18 protein-coding genes and 1 riboswitch are annotated in these 16,827 nt (G+C 42.8%); of the genes, 8 read left to right on the forward strand and 10 right to left on the reverse strand.

The features are described 5' to 3' along the window. Positions 1-82: 82 nt before the first annotated feature. From ABZR88_RS09495 to ABZR88_RS09540, 10 genes are all read right to left on the reverse strand, one after another. On the reverse strand, positions 83-592 hold the full coding sequence (locus tag ABZR88_RS09495; protein WP_146166539.1) for a hypothetical protein: 510 nt from the start codon (positions 590-592) through the stop codon (positions 83-85). 88 nt (positions 593-680) lie between these two features. Beyond that, a complete protein-coding gene (locus tag ABZR88_RS09500) occupies positions 681-1,100 on the reverse strand; it encodes a hypothetical protein (protein WP_107828743.1) in 420 nt (139 codons plus the stop codon). Positions 1,101-1,140: 40 nt separating this feature from the next. After that, positions 1,141-2,058 carry an oxygen-dependent coproporphyrinogen oxidase gene (hemF, locus tag ABZR88_RS09505; protein ID WP_107828744.1) on the reverse strand — a complete coding sequence of 306 codons (918 nt, stop codon included), beginning with the start codon at positions 2,056-2,058 and terminating at the stop codon, positions 1,141-1,143. 123 nt (positions 2,059-2,181) lie between these two features. Then, entirely contained in the window at positions 2,182-3,420 is a 1,239-nt protein-coding gene (locus ABZR88_RS09510) for an MFS transporter (RefSeq protein WP_107828745.1), read from the reverse strand. Positions 3,421-3,555: 135 nt separating this feature from the next. Next, positions 3,556-3,753, reverse strand: coding sequence for a cold-shock protein (locus ABZR88_RS09515; RefSeq protein ID WP_107828746.1), 198 nt, complete (start codon positions 3,751-3,753; stop codon positions 3,556-3,558). 235 nt (positions 3,754-3,988) lie between these two features. Next, positions 3,989-4,498, reverse strand: coding sequence for a hypothetical protein (locus tag ABZR88_RS09520; protein ID WP_107828747.1), 510 nt, complete (start codon positions 4,496-4,498; stop codon positions 3,989-3,991). Positions 4,499-4,731: 233 nt separating this feature from the next. Next, positions 4,732-5,478, reverse strand: a complete 747-nt coding sequence (locus tag ABZR88_RS09525) for a menaquinone biosynthetic enzyme MqnA/MqnD family protein (protein WP_107828748.1) — start codon at positions 5,476-5,478, stop codon at positions 4,732-4,734. Positions 5,479-5,492: 14 nt separating this feature from the next. Continuing rightward, positions 5,493-6,113 (reverse strand): histidine phosphatase family protein, encoded by a 621-nt coding sequence (locus ABZR88_RS09530; RefSeq protein ID WP_211309813.1) that lies wholly within the window; start codon positions 6,111-6,113, stop codon positions 5,493-5,495. Between the two features lie 123 nt (positions 6,114-6,236). After that, on the reverse strand, positions 6,237-7,430 hold the full coding sequence (mqnE, locus tag ABZR88_RS09535; protein WP_107828749.1) for an aminofutalosine synthase MqnE: 1,194 nt from the start codon (positions 7,428-7,430) through the stop codon (positions 6,237-6,239). A gap of 84 nt (positions 7,431-7,514) precedes the next feature. Further along, complete coding sequence (locus ABZR88_RS09540) at positions 7,515-8,036, reverse strand: hypothetical protein (RefSeq protein WP_107828750.1); 522 nt, start codon at positions 8,034-8,036, stop codon at positions 7,515-7,517. Between the two features lie 85 nt (positions 8,037-8,121). Here ABZR88_RS09540 and ABZR88_RS09545 point away from each other — a divergent pair, with 85 nt between their 5' ends. The 8 genes from ABZR88_RS09545 to ABZR88_RS09580 all read left to right on the forward strand — a co-directional run bounded on the left by ABZR88_RS09545 (position 8,122) and on the right by ABZR88_RS09580 (position 16,698). Further along, positions 8,122-9,246 (forward strand): PLP-dependent aspartate aminotransferase family protein, encoded by a 1,125-nt coding sequence (locus ABZR88_RS09545; RefSeq protein ID WP_107828751.1) that lies wholly within the window; start codon positions 8,122-8,124, stop codon positions 9,244-9,246. Positions 9,247-9,577: 331 nt separating this feature from the next. Then, a riboswitch (SAM riboswitch) is annotated at positions 9,578-9,690 on the forward strand. Positions 9,691-9,919: 229 nt separating this feature from the next. Then, positions 9,920-10,102: a hypothetical protein gene (locus ABZR88_RS09550; protein WP_107828752.1), complete on the forward strand. Its 183-nt coding sequence runs from the start codon at positions 9,920-9,922 to the stop codon at positions 10,100-10,102. 72 nt (positions 10,103-10,174) lie between these two features. Further along, positions 10,175-11,227 (forward strand): homoserine O-acetyltransferase, encoded by a 1,053-nt coding sequence (gene metX / locus ABZR88_RS09555; protein ID WP_107828753.1) that lies wholly within the window; start codon positions 10,175-10,177, stop codon positions 11,225-11,227. Further along, positions 11,227-12,459: a homoserine dehydrogenase gene (locus ABZR88_RS09560; RefSeq protein WP_107828754.1), complete on the forward strand. Its 1,233-nt coding sequence runs from the start codon at positions 11,227-11,229 to the stop codon at positions 12,457-12,459. The genes metX and ABZR88_RS09560 overlap by 1 nt, the downstream gene beginning before the upstream one ends. A 243-nt stretch (positions 12,460-12,702) precedes the next feature. Continuing rightward, positions 12,703-13,710, forward strand: coding sequence for a fatty acid desaturase (locus ABZR88_RS09565; protein ID WP_107828755.1), 1,008 nt, complete (start codon positions 12,703-12,705; stop codon positions 13,708-13,710). A 96-nt stretch (positions 13,711-13,806) separates the two neighbouring features. Next, a complete protein-coding gene (locus ABZR88_RS09570; RefSeq protein WP_107828756.1) occupies positions 13,807-14,970 on the forward strand; it encodes a glycosyltransferase family 87 protein in 1,164 nt (387 codons plus the stop codon). A 4-nt stretch (positions 14,971-14,974) separates the two neighbouring features. After that, a complete protein-coding gene (locus ABZR88_RS09575; protein WP_107828757.1) occupies positions 14,975-15,913 on the forward strand; it encodes a glycosyltransferase family 2 protein in 939 nt (312 codons plus the stop codon). Next, on the forward strand, positions 15,910-16,698 hold the full coding sequence (locus tag ABZR88_RS09580) for a polysaccharide deacetylase family protein (protein WP_107828758.1): 789 nt from the start codon (positions 15,910-15,912) through the stop codon (positions 16,696-16,698). Before ABZR88_RS09575 ends, ABZR88_RS09580 begins: the two co-directional genes overlap by 4 nt. Positions 16,699-16,827 lie beyond the last annotated feature (129 nt).

Below are 16,827 nucleotides of genomic sequence, written 5' to 3' on the forward strand. Positions count from 1 at the left end.
GGCCTTAGCCACATGGCCGGTATCCGCTGCTATCCCTAACGCGAGTTGTCAAAACTGAATTTTGGGACTCTGTCGGATGTTATTAATAATCAATAGCGTTCCAATTGATAATATCGTGATCCTCATAATAAGCCGCCACCAAATTGATATCATGCAGTTTTGGCTCCTGTTTTATTCCCAGCTGTTTTATGTAATTACTATAATCGGCATGCGTAGCAAAACCTTTTTCAAGGTGCTTTGCAGGTACTATAATATGCCAGGTTTCTTTTATGCTATCAACTCCATGAAGAATAGAGTTAACACTGTGTAGTAGAATTACACCATTTAAAACATTTACCTTATCGGTATTTTGAAAACCGGTATCACCGTCTAGTCCATCAAGATTAACGGACCAGCCCGACTCTTTCGAAACTATAATAGCCTCATAAGGTTTTATAAGTGGAAGTCTCGCAGAGTCCCACTCGCCTTTATCTGTATAGAACTTGTCTACTTTAGTGCTATTTTTTGAATGACAAGAACAAGCCAGTAACAAGGCATTTAATAATGCCGTGGTAAAAACAATTATTAATCGATTGCTTTTAAAAATTGACACCCTCATATTGGCTTTAACCTTAAACAGAAGCTATACGGCAAGTTTAATGCCTTGTTAATCCTAAAAATCCCATAAATCCCGGTTCAGACTACTTCTGCTTCTTCCAATACTCCTGCACCACCATCCCTGTCGGCAATATACCAGACAGTACCAGCGTATCATTTCGAAAAGCATACTGATAGTGCACGGTAATATTGGTCAACTTAGAAGGATTAAGACTGTAGGTTTCAGTCTCCAGGCAAGTATCGGGTTGTAAATTGTATTTTCCGGATTGATATTTTAGCGGCTGCTCGCCCTTCTCCAGCATATAGGCATCAAAAGTGGTGTCTTTATAACGACGTTGCAGACTATACGCAGTGGGCGCCGGATCTGGTTTGCCGTTGTAAACGCCACCTTGAAATATCCAACTACCTTTCAAAGTTGGAGGCTGTTGAAATGAGGATAGCATCAGCGTTAGCGTAGCGCCAAACACTAAAACCATCGAGCTAAATATCTTATTAAATTTCATAAACAAACGCCTGTCTCAAATCTCACATCTCAGATCTTCATTAAACCCAGTCGATGCCCTTTTTTAGTAGCGACAAAGTGCGGGCCTCTTCGCTCCCGTCCTCAGCCTGGTAATTGTAGAACCATTTGGCAGTTGGCGGCAAGCTCATCAGTATTGATTCAATACGACCATTTGTTTCCAAGCCGAATTTGGTACCGGCATCATAGACGAGGTTAAACTCGGCGTAGCGGCTGCGGCGTACGTATTGCCACTCCTGTTGCTCGGCCGTGAAGCTCTTATTGCGGTTGCGGTTCACCAGTTCCGTATAGGTTGGGATGAACGAGCGACCTAATGCTTTAGAAAACTCAAAAATATCCGACCAACTCAGATCTTCATTTGCAGTCAGACGATCATAAAAGATGCCACCAATCCCGCGGGTTTCCTGGCGATGTTTAATAAAGAAATAATTGTCAGCCCATTGCTTAAAGCGCGGATAAAACTCCGGACTATATTTGCTGCACACATCTTTCAATTGCTGATGGAAGAAACGTGCGTCTTCGTCAAAAACATAATGCGGTGTTAGATCTATACCCCCACCAAACCAGCGCACCGGCTCACCGCCATTATGGAATGATGAGGGCATCTCAAAGTACCGGATATTCATGTGAATAATAGGCACCAACGGATGATTGGGATGAATAACGATAGATACACCGGTAGCAAAAAAGTCATCCTGCTCTACATTGAGTGAACGTTTTACCACATCGGGCAAATGACCGTGTACTGCCGAAAAGTTTACACCGCCTTTCTCCAGTATCTTTCCATTCTGTATCACACGGGTACGGCCACCGCCGCCGCCCTCACGTTCCCACAGCTCTTCTTCAAAAGCAACGTGCCCGTCAAGGTTTTCAAGTGCAGCACAAATCTCGTCCTGTATGGTTTTATAGTCTTCGGCAATCTTATTTCTGTCAATATTCATTGGTAGCAAATTTAATGCATTGGGCTGATGTTTGGGTGAGTTGTTGAATGGTTGATTAAGTAAATGGCTGTAAATAGTCAAACTATTCAGCTAATCAACCAATTAACTCAATCAACTAAAATATTAACTCATCCCCTCTATGTAATCCAGATCCTTGCCAAAGCTTTCTTTAAGCTGGCTTAGCGAGAATAAAGCAAGGACGGTAAGCAATATCATCATAATATAACCGCTTTGTATCCAGCCATATTTAACGGTAAAATAAGTAAAAGCACCGTTGATAGGGATAAGCGCGCCGCGCACAAAGTTAGGTACCGTAGTAGTTACCGTAGCGCGCAAATTAGTACCAAATTGCTCTGAGGCAATGGTAACAAATGTGGCCCAATAGCCTACACTAATGCCCATAATAAAACACAGCCAGTTGAAATGACTGGTTGTAATTCCTTTAGCGTTTAGATAATAAGCCACGCAAATAACTGACCCCAGTAGGAAGATCACCATGGTAATTTTACGAGACTTAGTGATCTGTGCAATGAAACCTGCAATTAAATCGCCTACTGAGATACCGATATAGGTATATAAAACGCCGTCGCCGGCATTAAGTGGCTGCGGAGCACCCAGCGCTTTACCAAACTCGGGCGATAGTGTAACCAATACGCCCACCACATACCAAAGCGGCGCACCTATTAATATGCAGTAAAGATATTTAAGGAAGCGTTTGCCGTTTGTAAACAACATAAAGAAGTTACCACGAGATACGTCAGACCGTTCTGCGTTTTTAAACATGCCAGACTCAAAAGTCCCCATGCGCAGCAGCAGCAATAATATACCCAGACCACCGCCAACAAAGTAGGCTTTTTGCCAACCAAACTGTTTAGCAACTAAATTAGCCAGCACCGCACCGAATAAGCCTACAACAGCAACAATCATGGTACCATAACCACGTTTCTCCTTACTCATGGTTTCGCTAACCAGGGTAATGCCGGCGCCAAGCTCGCCAGCCAGTCCAACGCCTGCCACAAAACGCACAAGGGCATACATGTTAACGCTATGCACAAACCCATTAAGAAAATTAGCTATAGAGTATAATAAGATAGAACCGAACAATACCTTGATACGGCCCAATTTATCGCCAAGCACGCCCCATAGAATACCGCCCAGTAACAGTCCAAACATTTGCACATTAATAATAAATGTGCCCTGTGCTTTAATTTCAGACGCAGATACCCCTATATCCGTTAAACTTTTTACGCGAACAATAGAGAAGATCAGCAGGTCATAAATATCAACAAAGTAACCCAGCGAGGCCACCAGTACCAGGAAGATCACATTACGCGATGCTTTTTGAGTAGAAATATCTGTCATATACCTAAAATGGAGTATTGAAAATGGTCATCTAAATAAATGAAAATTGCCGGGGCACAAAAATAAAATGCATAAAAAAGCCTCCCGATGATAAACCGGGAGGCTAAAATATCTTTAAGCCCTTAGTGAGTATAATTATACTTTTTTTACTCTAACAGCTTGCGGACCTTTACGGCCTTCTTCAACTTCATATTCAACGTTGTCATTGTCTTTAATGGCATTTACACCACCGGCAACGTCTTTAAAGTGTACAAAAAGATCTTTACCTTCTTCGGTTATAATAAAACCGAAGCCCTTTTGCGTGTTAAACCATTTTACTTTTCCAGTTTTCATAAATATAAAAGCGTAATTAATAATTGTTGATTGGTGATTACAGTACCAAACTGAAAAATGGTTTATTATCAGCGAGGGCTATAAGGGCACACCTTATTTCAAATATATAAATTAATTGTAAAAATAAAAGCAAAATTTTTGTGTGCTAAGCATTTACGCTGCCGCCGGAAAAGGGCTAAAAGCAAAAAAGCCATCCGTCATGACGACGGATGGCTCCATATGATTGATGGGTTGATTACTTAACTTGTTTGAAGAAGAAAACCGAACCGCGTTGGTTAACTCTTACTAATAACTCCTGACCATCATCTTTTTTCAGGTCTACAAAGTAAGCTACTTGCTCTGGAGCATCAACTGCCATTGCGCGGTAGAAAGATGAAGTATTGTCTTCGCTTGCTTCAAATTTAATTACCTGAGCTACGGTATAACCTTGGTAATCTGCAGCGATATCTTTCTGAGCTGCATCTGGAATAACTTTGTAGTCAACTTGCTCAGTTACACCCAGGAAAGTACCGGTTAAGCTGTAGAAAGCAGTTTTTTGCTCACCATTCAGAACGAAATCCGCTTTCTGTGAAGTTGGGGTTAAAGTCCAGGTTACATTTTTTGCACCGCTGAAATCAGCGTCAAACTGATTCATTACAACATAAGAAATGCTTTTTGAATCATCATCGTTTTTTACTACTGCTTTGGCAGATGTACTTAAACCTACTGTTGCTGCTATTGTTGCTGCTAAAATTAATTTTTTCATAGTCTTAAATTTTAAATCCGCAACAAAGTTAAGGTCGCATTGACGATTTGACAAATAATTTTGAACTTTTATGATAATTTGATAATCAACCCTTCTTAAATTGTATTCTTTGAATTTTAACCCTTATGCTTAGTGTGTTTTTTACATTTTCATAATGCCAGTCAGATAATTGTCATTCTGACGTTATTTATCATTTCATTAAGCAATTTAAAGTACCGTTATGAATGTTACAATCAATGTAACTTTTTTATGTAATTAAGAAATAAATTCAAGGCCTCACGCTTTTTATCGGTAAGTAAGAAGTCTAATTTATGCAGCAAATAGTCGCGATAATCAAAGTCGTCACGGGCAGGCAAACGGTCAATTACCACCTCGCGATGATCCAGCCCGTACTTTAAAGAAGTGTTAAACTCTTCGGTAAATTCTTTAGAGATTGGCTTGTTGGCAATCCACGCCGCAAATACAAATGGCAAACCTGTAAACTTAATCCATTCTTCGGCCAGATCATACACATAAGGGTATTGTTCTTTCTTGCCGAAGGTGCGATCGCCTATCTGTACAAAGGCGGTTTGTTCATCGGCGGGATTGGCATAGTCAGACGCATTAACCAGCTGCTGGGGCGCTACCTTCCAATAGTTTTGCATCAGTACGCGCGCCAGGTTGTTAGAAGAACGTGATTCAGGATCAAGCTGGATAGACGTCACCTCTGTTATCGGCAGCTTGCTGAAGATAAATACGGAGTTAACAGGCCCCTCTGCTCCTATGCAATAATCAGATACAATTTCCCAATAAGGCATATTGATGGTGGCAGCAACCGGGATCAGACCGATATCAACCTTATCATCAATCAGTTTTTGGGCACAATCTGCCGGAATATCCAGGCTCAGGTCTATTTTATTAATGATATCGGTATGGTTAATACCATAGATAAATGGCTGCGTATTGGTATAACTCACAGCCGAAATGCGTATGTTTTTCAAGAAGACGGGGGGTATTAGTGGTTATGCAGATGTATAGAATTATTAAAGTCGATGATCTCGAAACGCTCGCCATCCCAGGCTAACTTGTACAGGATGAGGTTTTGATGCGGAAAGTCTTCCATTTGGCTCAGCGGCACACCGGTTAACCAGCATAGCAGCAAACGCATAGCGCGACCGTGCATACAAACCAAAACGGTCTTTTCTTCCGGGCGACTCATGATCACTTCAATAGCCTTTTCCTGACGGGCTTGTACTTCGTTAGGGCTTTCGCCGCCTTCAAACTTTTCGTCCAGTTCACCGGCCGTCCAATGGCGCATAATTTTCAGGAAAGCGGCTTTTGTTTCCGGTGTGCTCTCCTGGCCTTCATAAATACCCCAGGCTAACTCGTCTAAACCTGCCAACTTCTGGTAAGGGATACCCAGATCAATAAACTGTTGGATGCTCTGTTGCGTACGCTGCAATTCTGAAATGTAGATCTTATCAAAAGCTACATCCTTGTAAGCATCAAAGAAAAGGCTGGCCTGCAGGCGGCCTTCGGCGTTAAGTTCGGTATTGATACCACGCCCCTGTACAATACCTTGTTTGTTAAAGTCTGTCTGGCCGTGGCGTACTATGTAAAGTATTTTTTTTATCATTTTAGTTCATGGTTCATAGTTGATGGTTCATAGTTGATCGGTTGCCGGTTATGGATCGTCGCTTATGATGTTTATCTATAAACTGCTATCTATAACCATGAACTATGATCAATGAACTATCAACTAATTAATTACCGGCAACTTATAAAACTGCGGCTTCACTTCTTCAGGAAACTCAAAGTTATTGTAATCGGTAATTACATTATATAAGGTATCGCGTTCTATCGGGTGGCGACCAACTTGTTTAATCAGTTCAACCAGTTCGCGGGTACTCATGCCCGGGTGCTGCTCTTCGGCACCAGCCATGCTGTAGATCTTGGTGGTATCGTCCAGTGTGCCGTCAATATCATCAACCCCAAAGTTTAAAGAAAGCTGAGCAGTATTGCGGCTGATCATTGCCCAGTAAGCTTTGATATGGTCAAAGTTATCCAGGTAAATACGTGCAATGGCGTAGTTACGCAGGTCTTCAATTACCGAAACCTCCGGCACATTAGACATCTGGTTATCCTTATTTCTGAATTTCAGCGGAATGAACGTTTGGAAACCACCGGTACGATCCTGCAACTCGCGCAGGCGCTCCATGTGGTCTACCCGGTGCCAATACTGCTCAATATGGCCATAAAGCATGGTAGCATTAGAGCGTGCGCCCAGTTTATGCCACTCTTCATGGATCTGCAGCCATTGCTCGGCGTTACATTTATCTTTAGCAATCTGATCGCGGATTTCCTCATGGAAAATCTCCGCACCACCGCCCGGCATTGATTCCAGTCCGGCTTCTTTCATCATGCGCATACCGGTAGCATAATCTACTTTGGCTTTCTTGAAAATGTAATGGTATTCAACCGGGGTCAGGGCTTTTACATGCAATTCCGGGCGATGCGCCTTAATACGACTGAATAGTTCCATATAGAACTGCATATCATACTGCGGCAATACGCCACCTACTATATGTACCTCGGTAACGGGCTCGTTATCGTAGTTGGTTACCATGCGCAACATATCATCCATAGTATACTCCCACCCTTCTGATCGTTCTTTGATCAGACGCGAGTAAGAGCAAAACTTGCAATCGTAAACGCAAAGATTGGTCGGCTCAATATGGAAGTTACGGTTGAAATAGGTTTTATCGCCATGCTTCCGCTCGCGGATGTGGTTGGCTAAAACGCCCAGGTAACCCAGTTCGCCTTTTTCATATAACAGAACGCCCTCGTCAAAGGTAATACGTTCACTGCGGAGTACTTTTTGAGCAACCGCCTTCAGCTCGGGCGCTAAATGCGGGTCATTTAACAGCACCTCAAATTTATCTGGCACACTCATCTAAAATAAATTTGAGCAAATGTAGTAAAAAGCACCAAAGTGGTGTTTTTTTTATTCTACTAAGTGTTTAAACATACAAATATGTCATTGCGCTAACACTCCACCCAAATTTTTGATGGTGATGCCTCGAAAGCAATCGTCCACACAGTCTTTAGGCGTATAACCGCAAACAGCTATGATTCCCTTATCATCTGTTTCGAAGGTAATCTCGTTCTGCTTTTTGTCGGCGGTCAACCATTCTTTCTGAGCTTTTTCATAAATCTGATCAATGGTTAAAGTTGCCGCCCCGTCTTGATGAGAGTTGAGCGTTTGCGGGTTCTCAGACCAGCTCTCCATAACGGTTACAGTATCTGTTGCTGATGTCTTGGCTCTTGTAAGGGTGTAAAAACGTTGGACAACTGTACCATTTATAACTGTTATAGCCGTTTGAGATGCGTAGCCAAATACAGAACCACTATAGGCTATATAACTGTAACTGTTTTTTACAGATGCTTTGTACGTGTTCCACTTTTGCAAACTGGCATTAAACTCACTCTGATTACTAAAGCTATCTTTTTTGCAGGAAGCAAAACATAGTGCAAGCCCAATCAATGCAAAGTATTTCATAAAGTTTAGATTAACGTATTAATAAAGGTTTTAGTAGTTTTTAATGCAATACGTAAATTAGCGCCCTTACGCTACAACTATCATTATGAAAATAGAAACCATTGCCATACACGCCGGAAATAAGACCGATGCCGATACCCAAGCCGTAATTCAGCCTATTATTATGTCGACTACGTTTAAGCGCGAAGTTGATGGCAGTTATGCTAACGGATATATCTACAGTCGTTCTGCAAACCCTAATCGCCAGCTATTAGAAAACGTGGTGGCCAAACTAGAAGGCGGTGTTGATGCAGCGGCTTTTTCATCGGGCAACGCGGCTGGTATGGCGGTGTTTCAGGCACTGGAACCGGGCACCCATATTATTGGTCCTGATGACATGTATCATGGGCTGCGCAATCAAATCAAAACCCTGTTTGCGGGTGTACTGGAGTTTGACTTTATCGACGTAAACGATGAAGCGACACTGCTGGCTCACATCAAGCCAAATACAAAACTAATCTGGGTAGAAACTCCATCTAACCCACTATTAAAATTAACCGATATTAGAAAGGTAGTGGCTATTGCACACGAGCGCGGTATTAAAGTAGCTTGCGATAACACGTTCGCCTCGCCGGTGTTTCAGCAACCATTAGCTTTGGGTGCCGACCTGGTGATGCACTCTACCACCAAATACTTCGGCGGCCATAGCGATTTAATGGGCGGTATATTAATTACACCAAAGCAAGATGATTTGTGGCAAAAGATTCGCCAGGTGCAGGAAATGGGCGGTGCCGTGCCCTCGCCCATGGATTGTTATTATTTGGTGCGCAGTCTTAAAACATTGCCCTACCGTATGCGCGGTCATGCTGCTAATGCACAGCAATTAGCCGAGTACCTGGAGCAACACCCTAAAGTGGAACGCGTAATGTATCCGGGCTTGCCTTCTCACCCGCAACATGATATAGCCAAAGCACAAATGACTGGTGGCTACAGCGGTATGCTCTCTTTTTGTGTTAAGGGTGATGCACAAACCGCGAAACAAGTGCTAAGTAAACTGAAGTTCTTTACCATAGCCACCAGCCTGGGTGGTGTAGAAAGCCTGATAGAACACCGTGCATCTGTTGAGGGGCCGGATACTAAAACCCCGTTTAATTTATTACGTGTTTCTGTGGGTTTAGAGCATATCGATGATTTGATTGCCGATATGGAGCAGGCGCTGGGGGCGATATAGACTATCAATAGCCCCCTGTCATTTATAGAGCGAAGGGCGACTGAGCACAGGGGTGAAAGAGAAATCTTAGCCCCATGCACTGGCTGAACGGCTTTGCAATCGTTTAAGATTTTTTCACTTCGTTCAAAAGAATAGTTCTCCCGTTGGTCGAAATGACATTATTGTTGTTAAGTCTAACCGATGAATTAAAGGGATTGAAAAGCCCTATTTGAAGCGGAATTGCAGTAAATTAAAAAATTCCATTTGCATAGTGCGTTTATTTTACGTTATATTTGACCCTAACAATTGATAGCGATGTCAATTTCCGGATCATAACCTCACAAAAGGTTTTGGTTTATAAAGAAGCGGCGAGAGATCAGGCTCAACAGACCCGCTGGCAACCCTCCAAAATGGAGAAGGTGCCAATTCCTGGCCCGGTGAATGGATCATCGGGGGATATAAATTAATAACCATGAAAAAGTTAATTTACTCCACGTCTCAGAATTTTATTGCAACGCAAACGCGTTTTACTGCACGCAATGCTGCTGTTAACTGCATTTGTATGTGTTGTTGCCGCTGCTGAGCCATACACGTTCCCTTTTTCTTTTATTGAAAAACACGTGATGCGCAAGAGGGTTAACATTCCCCTCCTTTGCCAGGCTAACCCAACACATTACAACAACCAATAATTATTATGCAAGTAAACAGTACCACATCAAACAACACTTTATCGCTATACGCAGCAACAAATGCTGGTGGCATTGCGCTGCTTGTTGGCTATGGTGTGCCTGTGCTGCAGTATTTGACAGAGGGTGCCCGGAAAGCAAGCAACAACATCAGTTTAAAACAATTTAGATTTTTTTTAAGTGATATATAAGTGTTAGTAGCAGGCCGTAGCCGGGGGATTTGCCGCCTCCGGCTGCATCTGCCAACTAACAGCCAAACAAAAATGAGTTTAGAAACATATCAGTATCAGCAAACATTTGAATTAGAGACGGGCAAGCATTTGCAGAATCTGCAGATTGGCTACCATACCTATGGCACGCTTAATAAAGAGCGCGACAACGTGATTTGGGTATGCCATGCGCTGACCGCTAATTCTGATGTGTTAGACTGGTGGAAAGGTCTTTTCGGCGAGAACGATTATTACTGCCCTAGCAAATACTTCATCGTTTGTGCCAATATTATAGGTTCAGCATACGGCACTACCAGTCCGCTGAGCGATAACCCGGCAACCGGACAACCATTTTATCTTACTTTCCCTGACTATACCATCCGCGACTTGATTAAAGCGCACCAGCTACTGGCCGACCATTTAGGCATTGGCCAGATCCATACCGTTATTGGCGGCTCTCTGGGTGGCCAGCAGGCTATGGAATGGGGCATTATGGAACCGGAGCGTATAAAAAACCTGATACTGATTGCCACCAACGCTCGCCACTCACCCTGGGGCATTGCCTTTAATGAGTCACAGCGTTTAACGCTGAGTGCCGATCAAACTTTTTACGAGAACCGTCCGGATGCCGGCGCCAAAGGTTTGAAGGCTGCGCGTAGCATTGCCCTGCTCTCCTACCGAGGTTATAAAACTTACTCGGTTACCCAGCAAGAACAGAGCGATGAATTGGGTAACTATCGCGCGGCTAGCTACCAGAATTACCAGGGGCAAAAACTGGTGAATCGTTTCAACGCTTTCAGCTACTGGTATTTAACTAAACTGATGGACTCGCACAATGTGGGTCGCGGTCGTCATGGCGTAGAAAAGGCGCTGAGCCAGATCAAAGCCCGCACGCTGGTTATCGGTATAAAATCTGACGTGTTATTCCCGATTGAGGAGCAGCAATACCTGTTCAGACACATTCCCAAAGCTGCTTTGGCCGAGATTGATTCGTTCTACGGGCACGATGGCTTCTTGATTGAGACTGAGATTTTGACCAACATCATCTCATCATTCTTTAAAACAGACGTAAAAGGCAAGATCATTGACTTGCAGCAAACAGCATAATGAGCAAGAAACTTAAAATAGGTTTATTCGGCTTCGGTGTAGTTGGTCAGGGCTTACATGATATCATCAGAACTAAAAATCTGAATATCGAGATCGTGAAAATCGCCATTAAAGATCCTACCAAAAAACGCTCTTTACCTGCCGAACTATTTACTACCGATAAAAACGAACTACTGCAGAACCCGGAGATCAACACCATTGTAGAGTTGATTAACGATACCGAAGCTGCATTTGATATTGTATCTACCGCGCTTAAAACCGGCAGAAACGTAGTATCGGCCAGTAAGAAAATGATAGCCCTGCACCTGCAGGAACTGATTGACCTGCAGAAAGAACACGGCACTTCTTTATTGTATGAGGCGTCTGTTTGTGGCAGTATCCCTATCATCCGCAACCTGGAGGAGTATTATGATAATGAGTTATTACACTCTATCAGTGGTATCTTTAACGGCTCGTCAAACTTTGTACTTTCAAAAGGTTATAACGACAACTTAGATTACGAGACCGCCTTAAAAGAAGCACAGGATCTTGGTTTTGCAGAAACCGATCCAACCTCAGACGTTGGTGGTTATGATGCTAAATATAAGCTGGTAATTGCCGCTGCCCACGCCTATGGCTTGGTGATTGATCCCGATGAAGTACTAAACATCGGCATTCAAACCCTTTCGGCATATGATTTACAATACGCACGCGAGAAAAAGCTAAAAATTAAGCTGGTACCCGTAGCTAAGGAGTTAGACGATACCCACGCTACACTATTTGTGCTGCCTAAGTTTGTAAACAAGCATGAATTTCTGTACAACGTAGATTACGAATACAACTGCGTAACCGTACAGGCAGCTTTTGCAGATCAGCAGTTCTTCTACGGAAAAGGCGCTGGCGGTCACCCGACGGGTTCGGCTGTGTTGTCAGACATTGCTGCGCTGCGTTATGATTATCAATACGAATACAAAAAAGCCCACCAGAAAGAAGGCTTAGCGTTTACTAACAACGTGGAGTTAAACATTTATCTGCGTTATGAAGACGACGCATTGGTAGAGGCTTTGGAATTTGAACATATACACGAGCGTTTTTATTCGGGCAGCTATAAGTTTGTCACCGGAAAGATAAACTTGCAAAATCTGATTGCTAATCAACAGCGTATATTGGACAGTAAGGCTTTCATCGCCTTCGCCGATCAGCTAACAGGGGTCAGATTAGCCTCGGCAGCAAAACAATGCGTTGAGGTTTAGTAGATTCTCAACGCTATTGATAAAAGGGCTTCGTTAATTTTAACGAGGCCTTTTTTGCTGAATCGTCAACACTCCTTTCACCTAACCATTAACACCTTGTTAATAAATTGTTACGGATGACATAGTTATGATAATTTTCTTATTAAATTATACGTTTTAACTATTTATATATACCTTACGTAACTAAAGCTGAACTATCTAAAAACTAATCAAACCTATTTTATTAACTCATTCTAATTCTTCATGGCTGCAAAAACAGATTTCGTAAACTCCTCAACCTCCGAACCACATCGCATCCGTACAAGAAAGATCCTGAAAGAAACGCCGGGCATTCGTAAGCTCATCGGTAAAAACCCTAATACCATTTTTGCCATTATTGGCTTGGTGGGCATGCAGGTGGTGCTGGCTTGGGTGTTACGTGCGCAACCGTGGTGGGCGGTTATTGCTACGGCATATCTGTTAGGGGCTTTCGCCAACCACTCGTTATTTGTAATGATACACGAGTGTACGCATCAACTTTTATTCAAAAGCCGCAGCGCTAACCGTTGGGCGGCCATTCTGTCTAACTTACCGCAAATCATCCCGAGCGCTATATCATTTGAGCGTTATCATATCAAGCATCACTCGTTCCAGGGTGTGCATGAACTGGATGCCGATTTACCAAATCGTTGGGAAGCAAAGCTGATTAACAATTATTTTATTGGCAAAGTGCTTTGGCTGGCGTTTTTCCCGCTGTTTCAGGCTGGCCGTTTGTCTCGCTTAAAAGAAATTAAACCTTTTGATGGCTGGATGCTGACCAACTTCCTGATCCAGGTAGCATTTTCTGTTGGTATTTACTACTTCTTCGGCGCAGAGGCATTGGCTTATTTGTTCCTGAGTTTTTGGTTCTCTGTGGGTTTGCACCCGCTTGGCGCCCGTTGGATACAAGAGCATTACCTTACTCATGGTCATGATGAGCAGGAAACTTACAGTTACTACGGCCGTTGTAATGCCATCTCATTTAACGTAGGCTATCATAACGAGCACCATGATTTTCCGTCAATTCCGTGGAATAAACTGCCAGAGATTAAACGTCTGGCGCCAGGATATTATGACTCGCTGGACTCGCACCAATCATGGAGCAAACTGTTCCTGAAATTCCTGTTCAGTAAAGAGATTTCGCTATTTAACCGTATCATCCGCAAAGAACGCGGCAAAGTGCAGTTAACCGATATTTCTAAGCCCGATGTAGAGCTGGAAGCAGTAGCGTAACTAGTATAAACCACAACAAAAAAGGGATATGATTATCAAATCATGTCCCTTTTTTGTTGCATACGGGCATTTCAATTATCTTTGAGATTTCCTTTAATGACTAAGATTTACAAATTATTTACCAACCATTTATTTATCACCATTTTATGGTTCGGTCTTAGCCTGTTTGCCATTATTAAAATGGCTACCGCGCACAATATTAATAACTACCATATTTATACATCTACGTTTATTAATCTGCGCAACCACGTTAATCTGTTTGTTCTTCATCCCCTTCAGCATAATGATGTTAATCTATACGGTCCAATTTTTGCCGTAATGATGGCTCCTTTTACGCTACTGCCCGAGGGCGTTGGTGTGGTGCTTTGGGTAATGCTTAACGCTTTTTTGCTTTATCGGGCCATAACGATGCTCCCACTAAAAAAAGAGCAATGCTATGCCGTTTTATTAATCTGTGCGCATGAACTGATGACCGCATCCTATGGCGAGCAAATTAATCCTATGCTCACCTCCTTTATTGTTTTCAGCTTTATCTTTATCAGAAGCGGGAAAGAGTTCTGGGCAGCATTCTTTATTGTGGCCGGCACCATGATAAAGCTTTATGGAATTGTTGGACTGGCGTTTTTCTTTTTTACAGATAACAAGCTGAAATTTATCCTGTCCTTTTTGTTCTGGATGGCAGTTCTATTTGTACTGCCTATGCCGTTTTCGTCACCGCATTTTGTAGTACAATGTTATACAGATTGGTTTAACGCACTAACCAACAAGAACGCGCATAACGAGATATCTACCATGCAGGATATTTGCGTGATGGGAATGATCAGGCGCGTGTTTAACTATCCGCAACTAAATAACCTTGTAGTGCTGGTGCCGGGTTTGCTGTTGTTTGGGTTGGCTTACTTGCGTTTTAAAGCTTTTGGCAATACGCACTTCCAATTACTGATACTGGCATCAACATTGATATTTACGGTGATATTTAGCACCGGATCTGAATCGCCTACTTATATTATTGCATTTGTTGGTGTAGGTGTATGGTTTATGAACCTTGACCGACCGGTAAAACCTTTTGAGATTTTTTTGCTGATATTTGCGCTGCTGATTACGAGCCTGTCACCGTCTGATCTGTTTCCGCAAGTAATAAACCGGCAATACATTAAACCATATTCATTTAAGGCACTGCCTTGCTTTGTTATATGGCTAAAAATTGTTTATGAAACGCTGTGGCGTAAATTTGAACCAAAAGCACTAGCTACAAAATAGGTATATGAATAGAAAGCTTTCGATAGTTATCCCTTGCCATAATGAGGAACAAAATATTGAACATCTGATTGCAGAAATAGACCGTACGCTGGCTGACATAGACTATCCTTATGACTTGATTTTAGTTGACGATGGCAGTCGCGACAAAACCATTGACGTTCTAAAGTCAGCATCTTCCAGAAACACCCATGTTTTTTATGTAGAGCTGTCCCGCAACTTTGGTAAAGACCAGGCCATGAAAGCCGGTATTGAAATTGCCAATGGCGCCGCAGTTATTACCATGGATGCCGATTTGCAACACCCCCCGGAAAAGATTAAAGAAATGATTAAAAGCTGGGAAGAGGGTTATGATATTGTCTATACCTATCGTGCAGAAGCAAATCCGCACGCGTCCAGAAATCAACAGCGTGGGTCCAGAGTATTTTACAAAGCTATCAACGCCATTTCAGATATACAACTAGAGAGTGGCATTGCCGATTTTAGGCTGATGGACGCCCGCGTTATAGCAGAGCTGCGCAAGATTGATGAATATGAAATCTTTTTGCGGGGCATCATCAAATGGGTTGGTTTCAAGCAGAAAGGCATCCCCTACACCCCTGCCGAACGGCACATGGGCGAGGCCAGTTATTCTTATAAAAAACTAATCAAACTGGCGGTGACCAGTGTAATGGCATTCAGCGTTCGTCCGCTTTATATTGCCACCGGTTTAGGTTTATTCTTCTCATTATCAGCCACATTATATATTCCATATATATTAATTAGTTACCTTGCCGGTTATGCTGTTTCCGGTTGGACGTCTTTATTGGCAACGGTGGTTTTCTTTGGCGGTATACAGCTTATGGTATTAGGTATTATTGGCATGTACCTGGGCAAATTGTTTATGCAAGCCAAGCATCGCCCCAATTATATTATCCGTTCAACCAACCTAGAACAAACAAAATGATATTGCTTAGCTTTGATATTGAAGAATTTGATATGCCGTTTGAATACGGCAAAAAGCTAGCTTTTGACGAGCAGTTAAGCATATCAACCACCGGCACCAACACGGTACTTGATCTAATGCAAGAGACCGGCATAAAAGCCACCTTCTACTGCACGGCCAACTACGCCCAGCACAAGCCCGAAGTAATTGCGCGCATTGTAAAAGAGGGTCATGAACTGGCATCGCACGGATACTACCACTCTAAATTTGAAAATTCGGATCTGCTGTCCTCACGCAAATTATTGGAAGAACTGGCCGACGTACCGGTAAAAGGTTACCGCATGGCGCGTATGCAACCGGTAGACCAGCTAGAAATCCACCTGGCTGGCTATAAATACAATTCATCGCTCAACCCTACCTGGCTACCCGGCAGGTACAATAATTTTAAATCTCCGCGCAAATGGTTCTGGGAGGAAGACGTACTACAGATCCCGGCATCGGTTTCGCCCAATTTACGTTTTCCATTATTCTGGCTAAGTTTTCATAACCTGCCCATGGGAATATTGAAATGGCTGACAGATATTACCTACCGCAAAGATAGCTATTTGAATGTTTATTTCCATCCCTGGGAGTTCACAGACCTGAATCAGCCTGAAAAATATGGTTTTCCATCCTACGTAAGCAGAAACAGCGGAGATGCATTTACCGAGCGCATACGCGAGTTTATTAACTGGGCCAAACGCAAAGGCTATCAGTTTGGCCGCACTGGCGATTTCGCGTCAGAGATTATTCAAGGCAGGCGATAGAATAAAACTGAGAACTTGATTTTACCATAAAGGAAAAGGCTGGGAAACTTCCCGGCCTCTTTTGTTTGCTATATTTTAAAACAAAAAGAGCCACAAATGTTGTGACTCTCCTAATCTTTATTTTTTTAA

This window comes from Mucilaginibacter yixingensis (genome assembly GCF_041080815.1).
Taxonomy (GTDB): Bacteria; Bacteroidota; Bacteroidia; order Sphingobacteriales; family Sphingobacteriaceae; genus Mucilaginibacter; species Mucilaginibacter yixingensis.

What these genes read in the sequence shown, in the direction of transcription:
- ABZR88_RS09500 (WP_107828743.1), bottom strand. Translation starts at nt 1,100, where the DNA reads ATGAAATTTAATAAGATATTTAGCTCGATGGTTTTAGTGTTTGGCGCT.
- hemF (WP_107828744.1), bottom strand. Translation starts at nt 2,058, where the DNA reads ATGAATATTGACAGAAATAAGATTGCCGAAGACTATAAAACCATACAG.
- ABZR88_RS09510 (WP_107828745.1), bottom strand. Translation starts at nt 3,420, where the DNA reads ATGACAGATATTTCTACTCAAAAAGCATCGCGTAATGTGATCTTCCTG.
- ABZR88_RS09515 (WP_107828746.1), bottom strand. Translation starts at nt 3,753, where the DNA reads ATGAAAACTGGAAAAGTAAAATGGTTTAACACGCAAAAGGGCTTCGGT.
- ABZR88_RS09520 (WP_107828747.1), bottom strand. Translation starts at nt 4,498, where the DNA reads ATGAAAAAATTAATTTTAGCAGCAACAATAGCAGCAACAGTAGGTTTA.
- ABZR88_RS09530 (WP_211309813.1), bottom strand. Translation starts at nt 6,113, where the DNA reads ATGATAAAAAAAATACTTTACATAGTACGCCACGGCCAGACAGACTTT.
- mqnE (WP_107828749.1), bottom strand. Translation starts at nt 7,430, where the DNA reads ATGAGTGTGCCAGATAAATTTGAGGTGCTGTTAAATGACCCGCATTTA.
- ABZR88_RS09540 (WP_107828750.1), bottom strand. Translation starts at nt 8,036, where the DNA reads ATGAAATACTTTGCATTGATTGGGCTTGCACTATGTTTTGCTTCCTGC.
- ABZR88_RS09545 (WP_107828751.1), top strand. Translation starts at nt 8,122, where the DNA reads ATGAAAATAGAAACCATTGCCATACACGCCGGAAATAAGACCGATGCC.
- ABZR88_RS09550 (WP_107828752.1), top strand. Translation starts at nt 9,920, where the DNA reads ATGCAAGTAAACAGTACCACATCAAACAACACTTTATCGCTATACGCA.
- metX (WP_107828753.1), top strand. Translation starts at nt 10,175, where the DNA reads ATGAGTTTAGAAACATATCAGTATCAGCAAACATTTGAATTAGAGACG.
- ABZR88_RS09560 (WP_107828754.1), top strand. Translation starts at nt 11,227, where the DNA reads ATGAGCAAGAAACTTAAAATAGGTTTATTCGGCTTCGGTGTAGTTGGT.
- ABZR88_RS09565 (WP_107828755.1), top strand. Translation starts at nt 12,703, where the DNA reads ATGGCTGCAAAAACAGATTTCGTAAACTCCTCAACCTCCGAACCACAT.
- ABZR88_RS09570 (WP_107828756.1), top strand. Translation starts at nt 13,807, where the DNA reads ATGACTAAGATTTACAAATTATTTACCAACCATTTATTTATCACCATT.
- ABZR88_RS09575 (WP_107828757.1), top strand. Translation starts at nt 14,975, where the DNA reads ATGAATAGAAAGCTTTCGATAGTTATCCCTTGCCATAATGAGGAACAA.
- ABZR88_RS09580 (WP_107828758.1), top strand. Translation starts at nt 15,910, where the DNA reads ATGATATTGCTTAGCTTTGATATTGAAGAATTTGATATGCCGTTTGAA.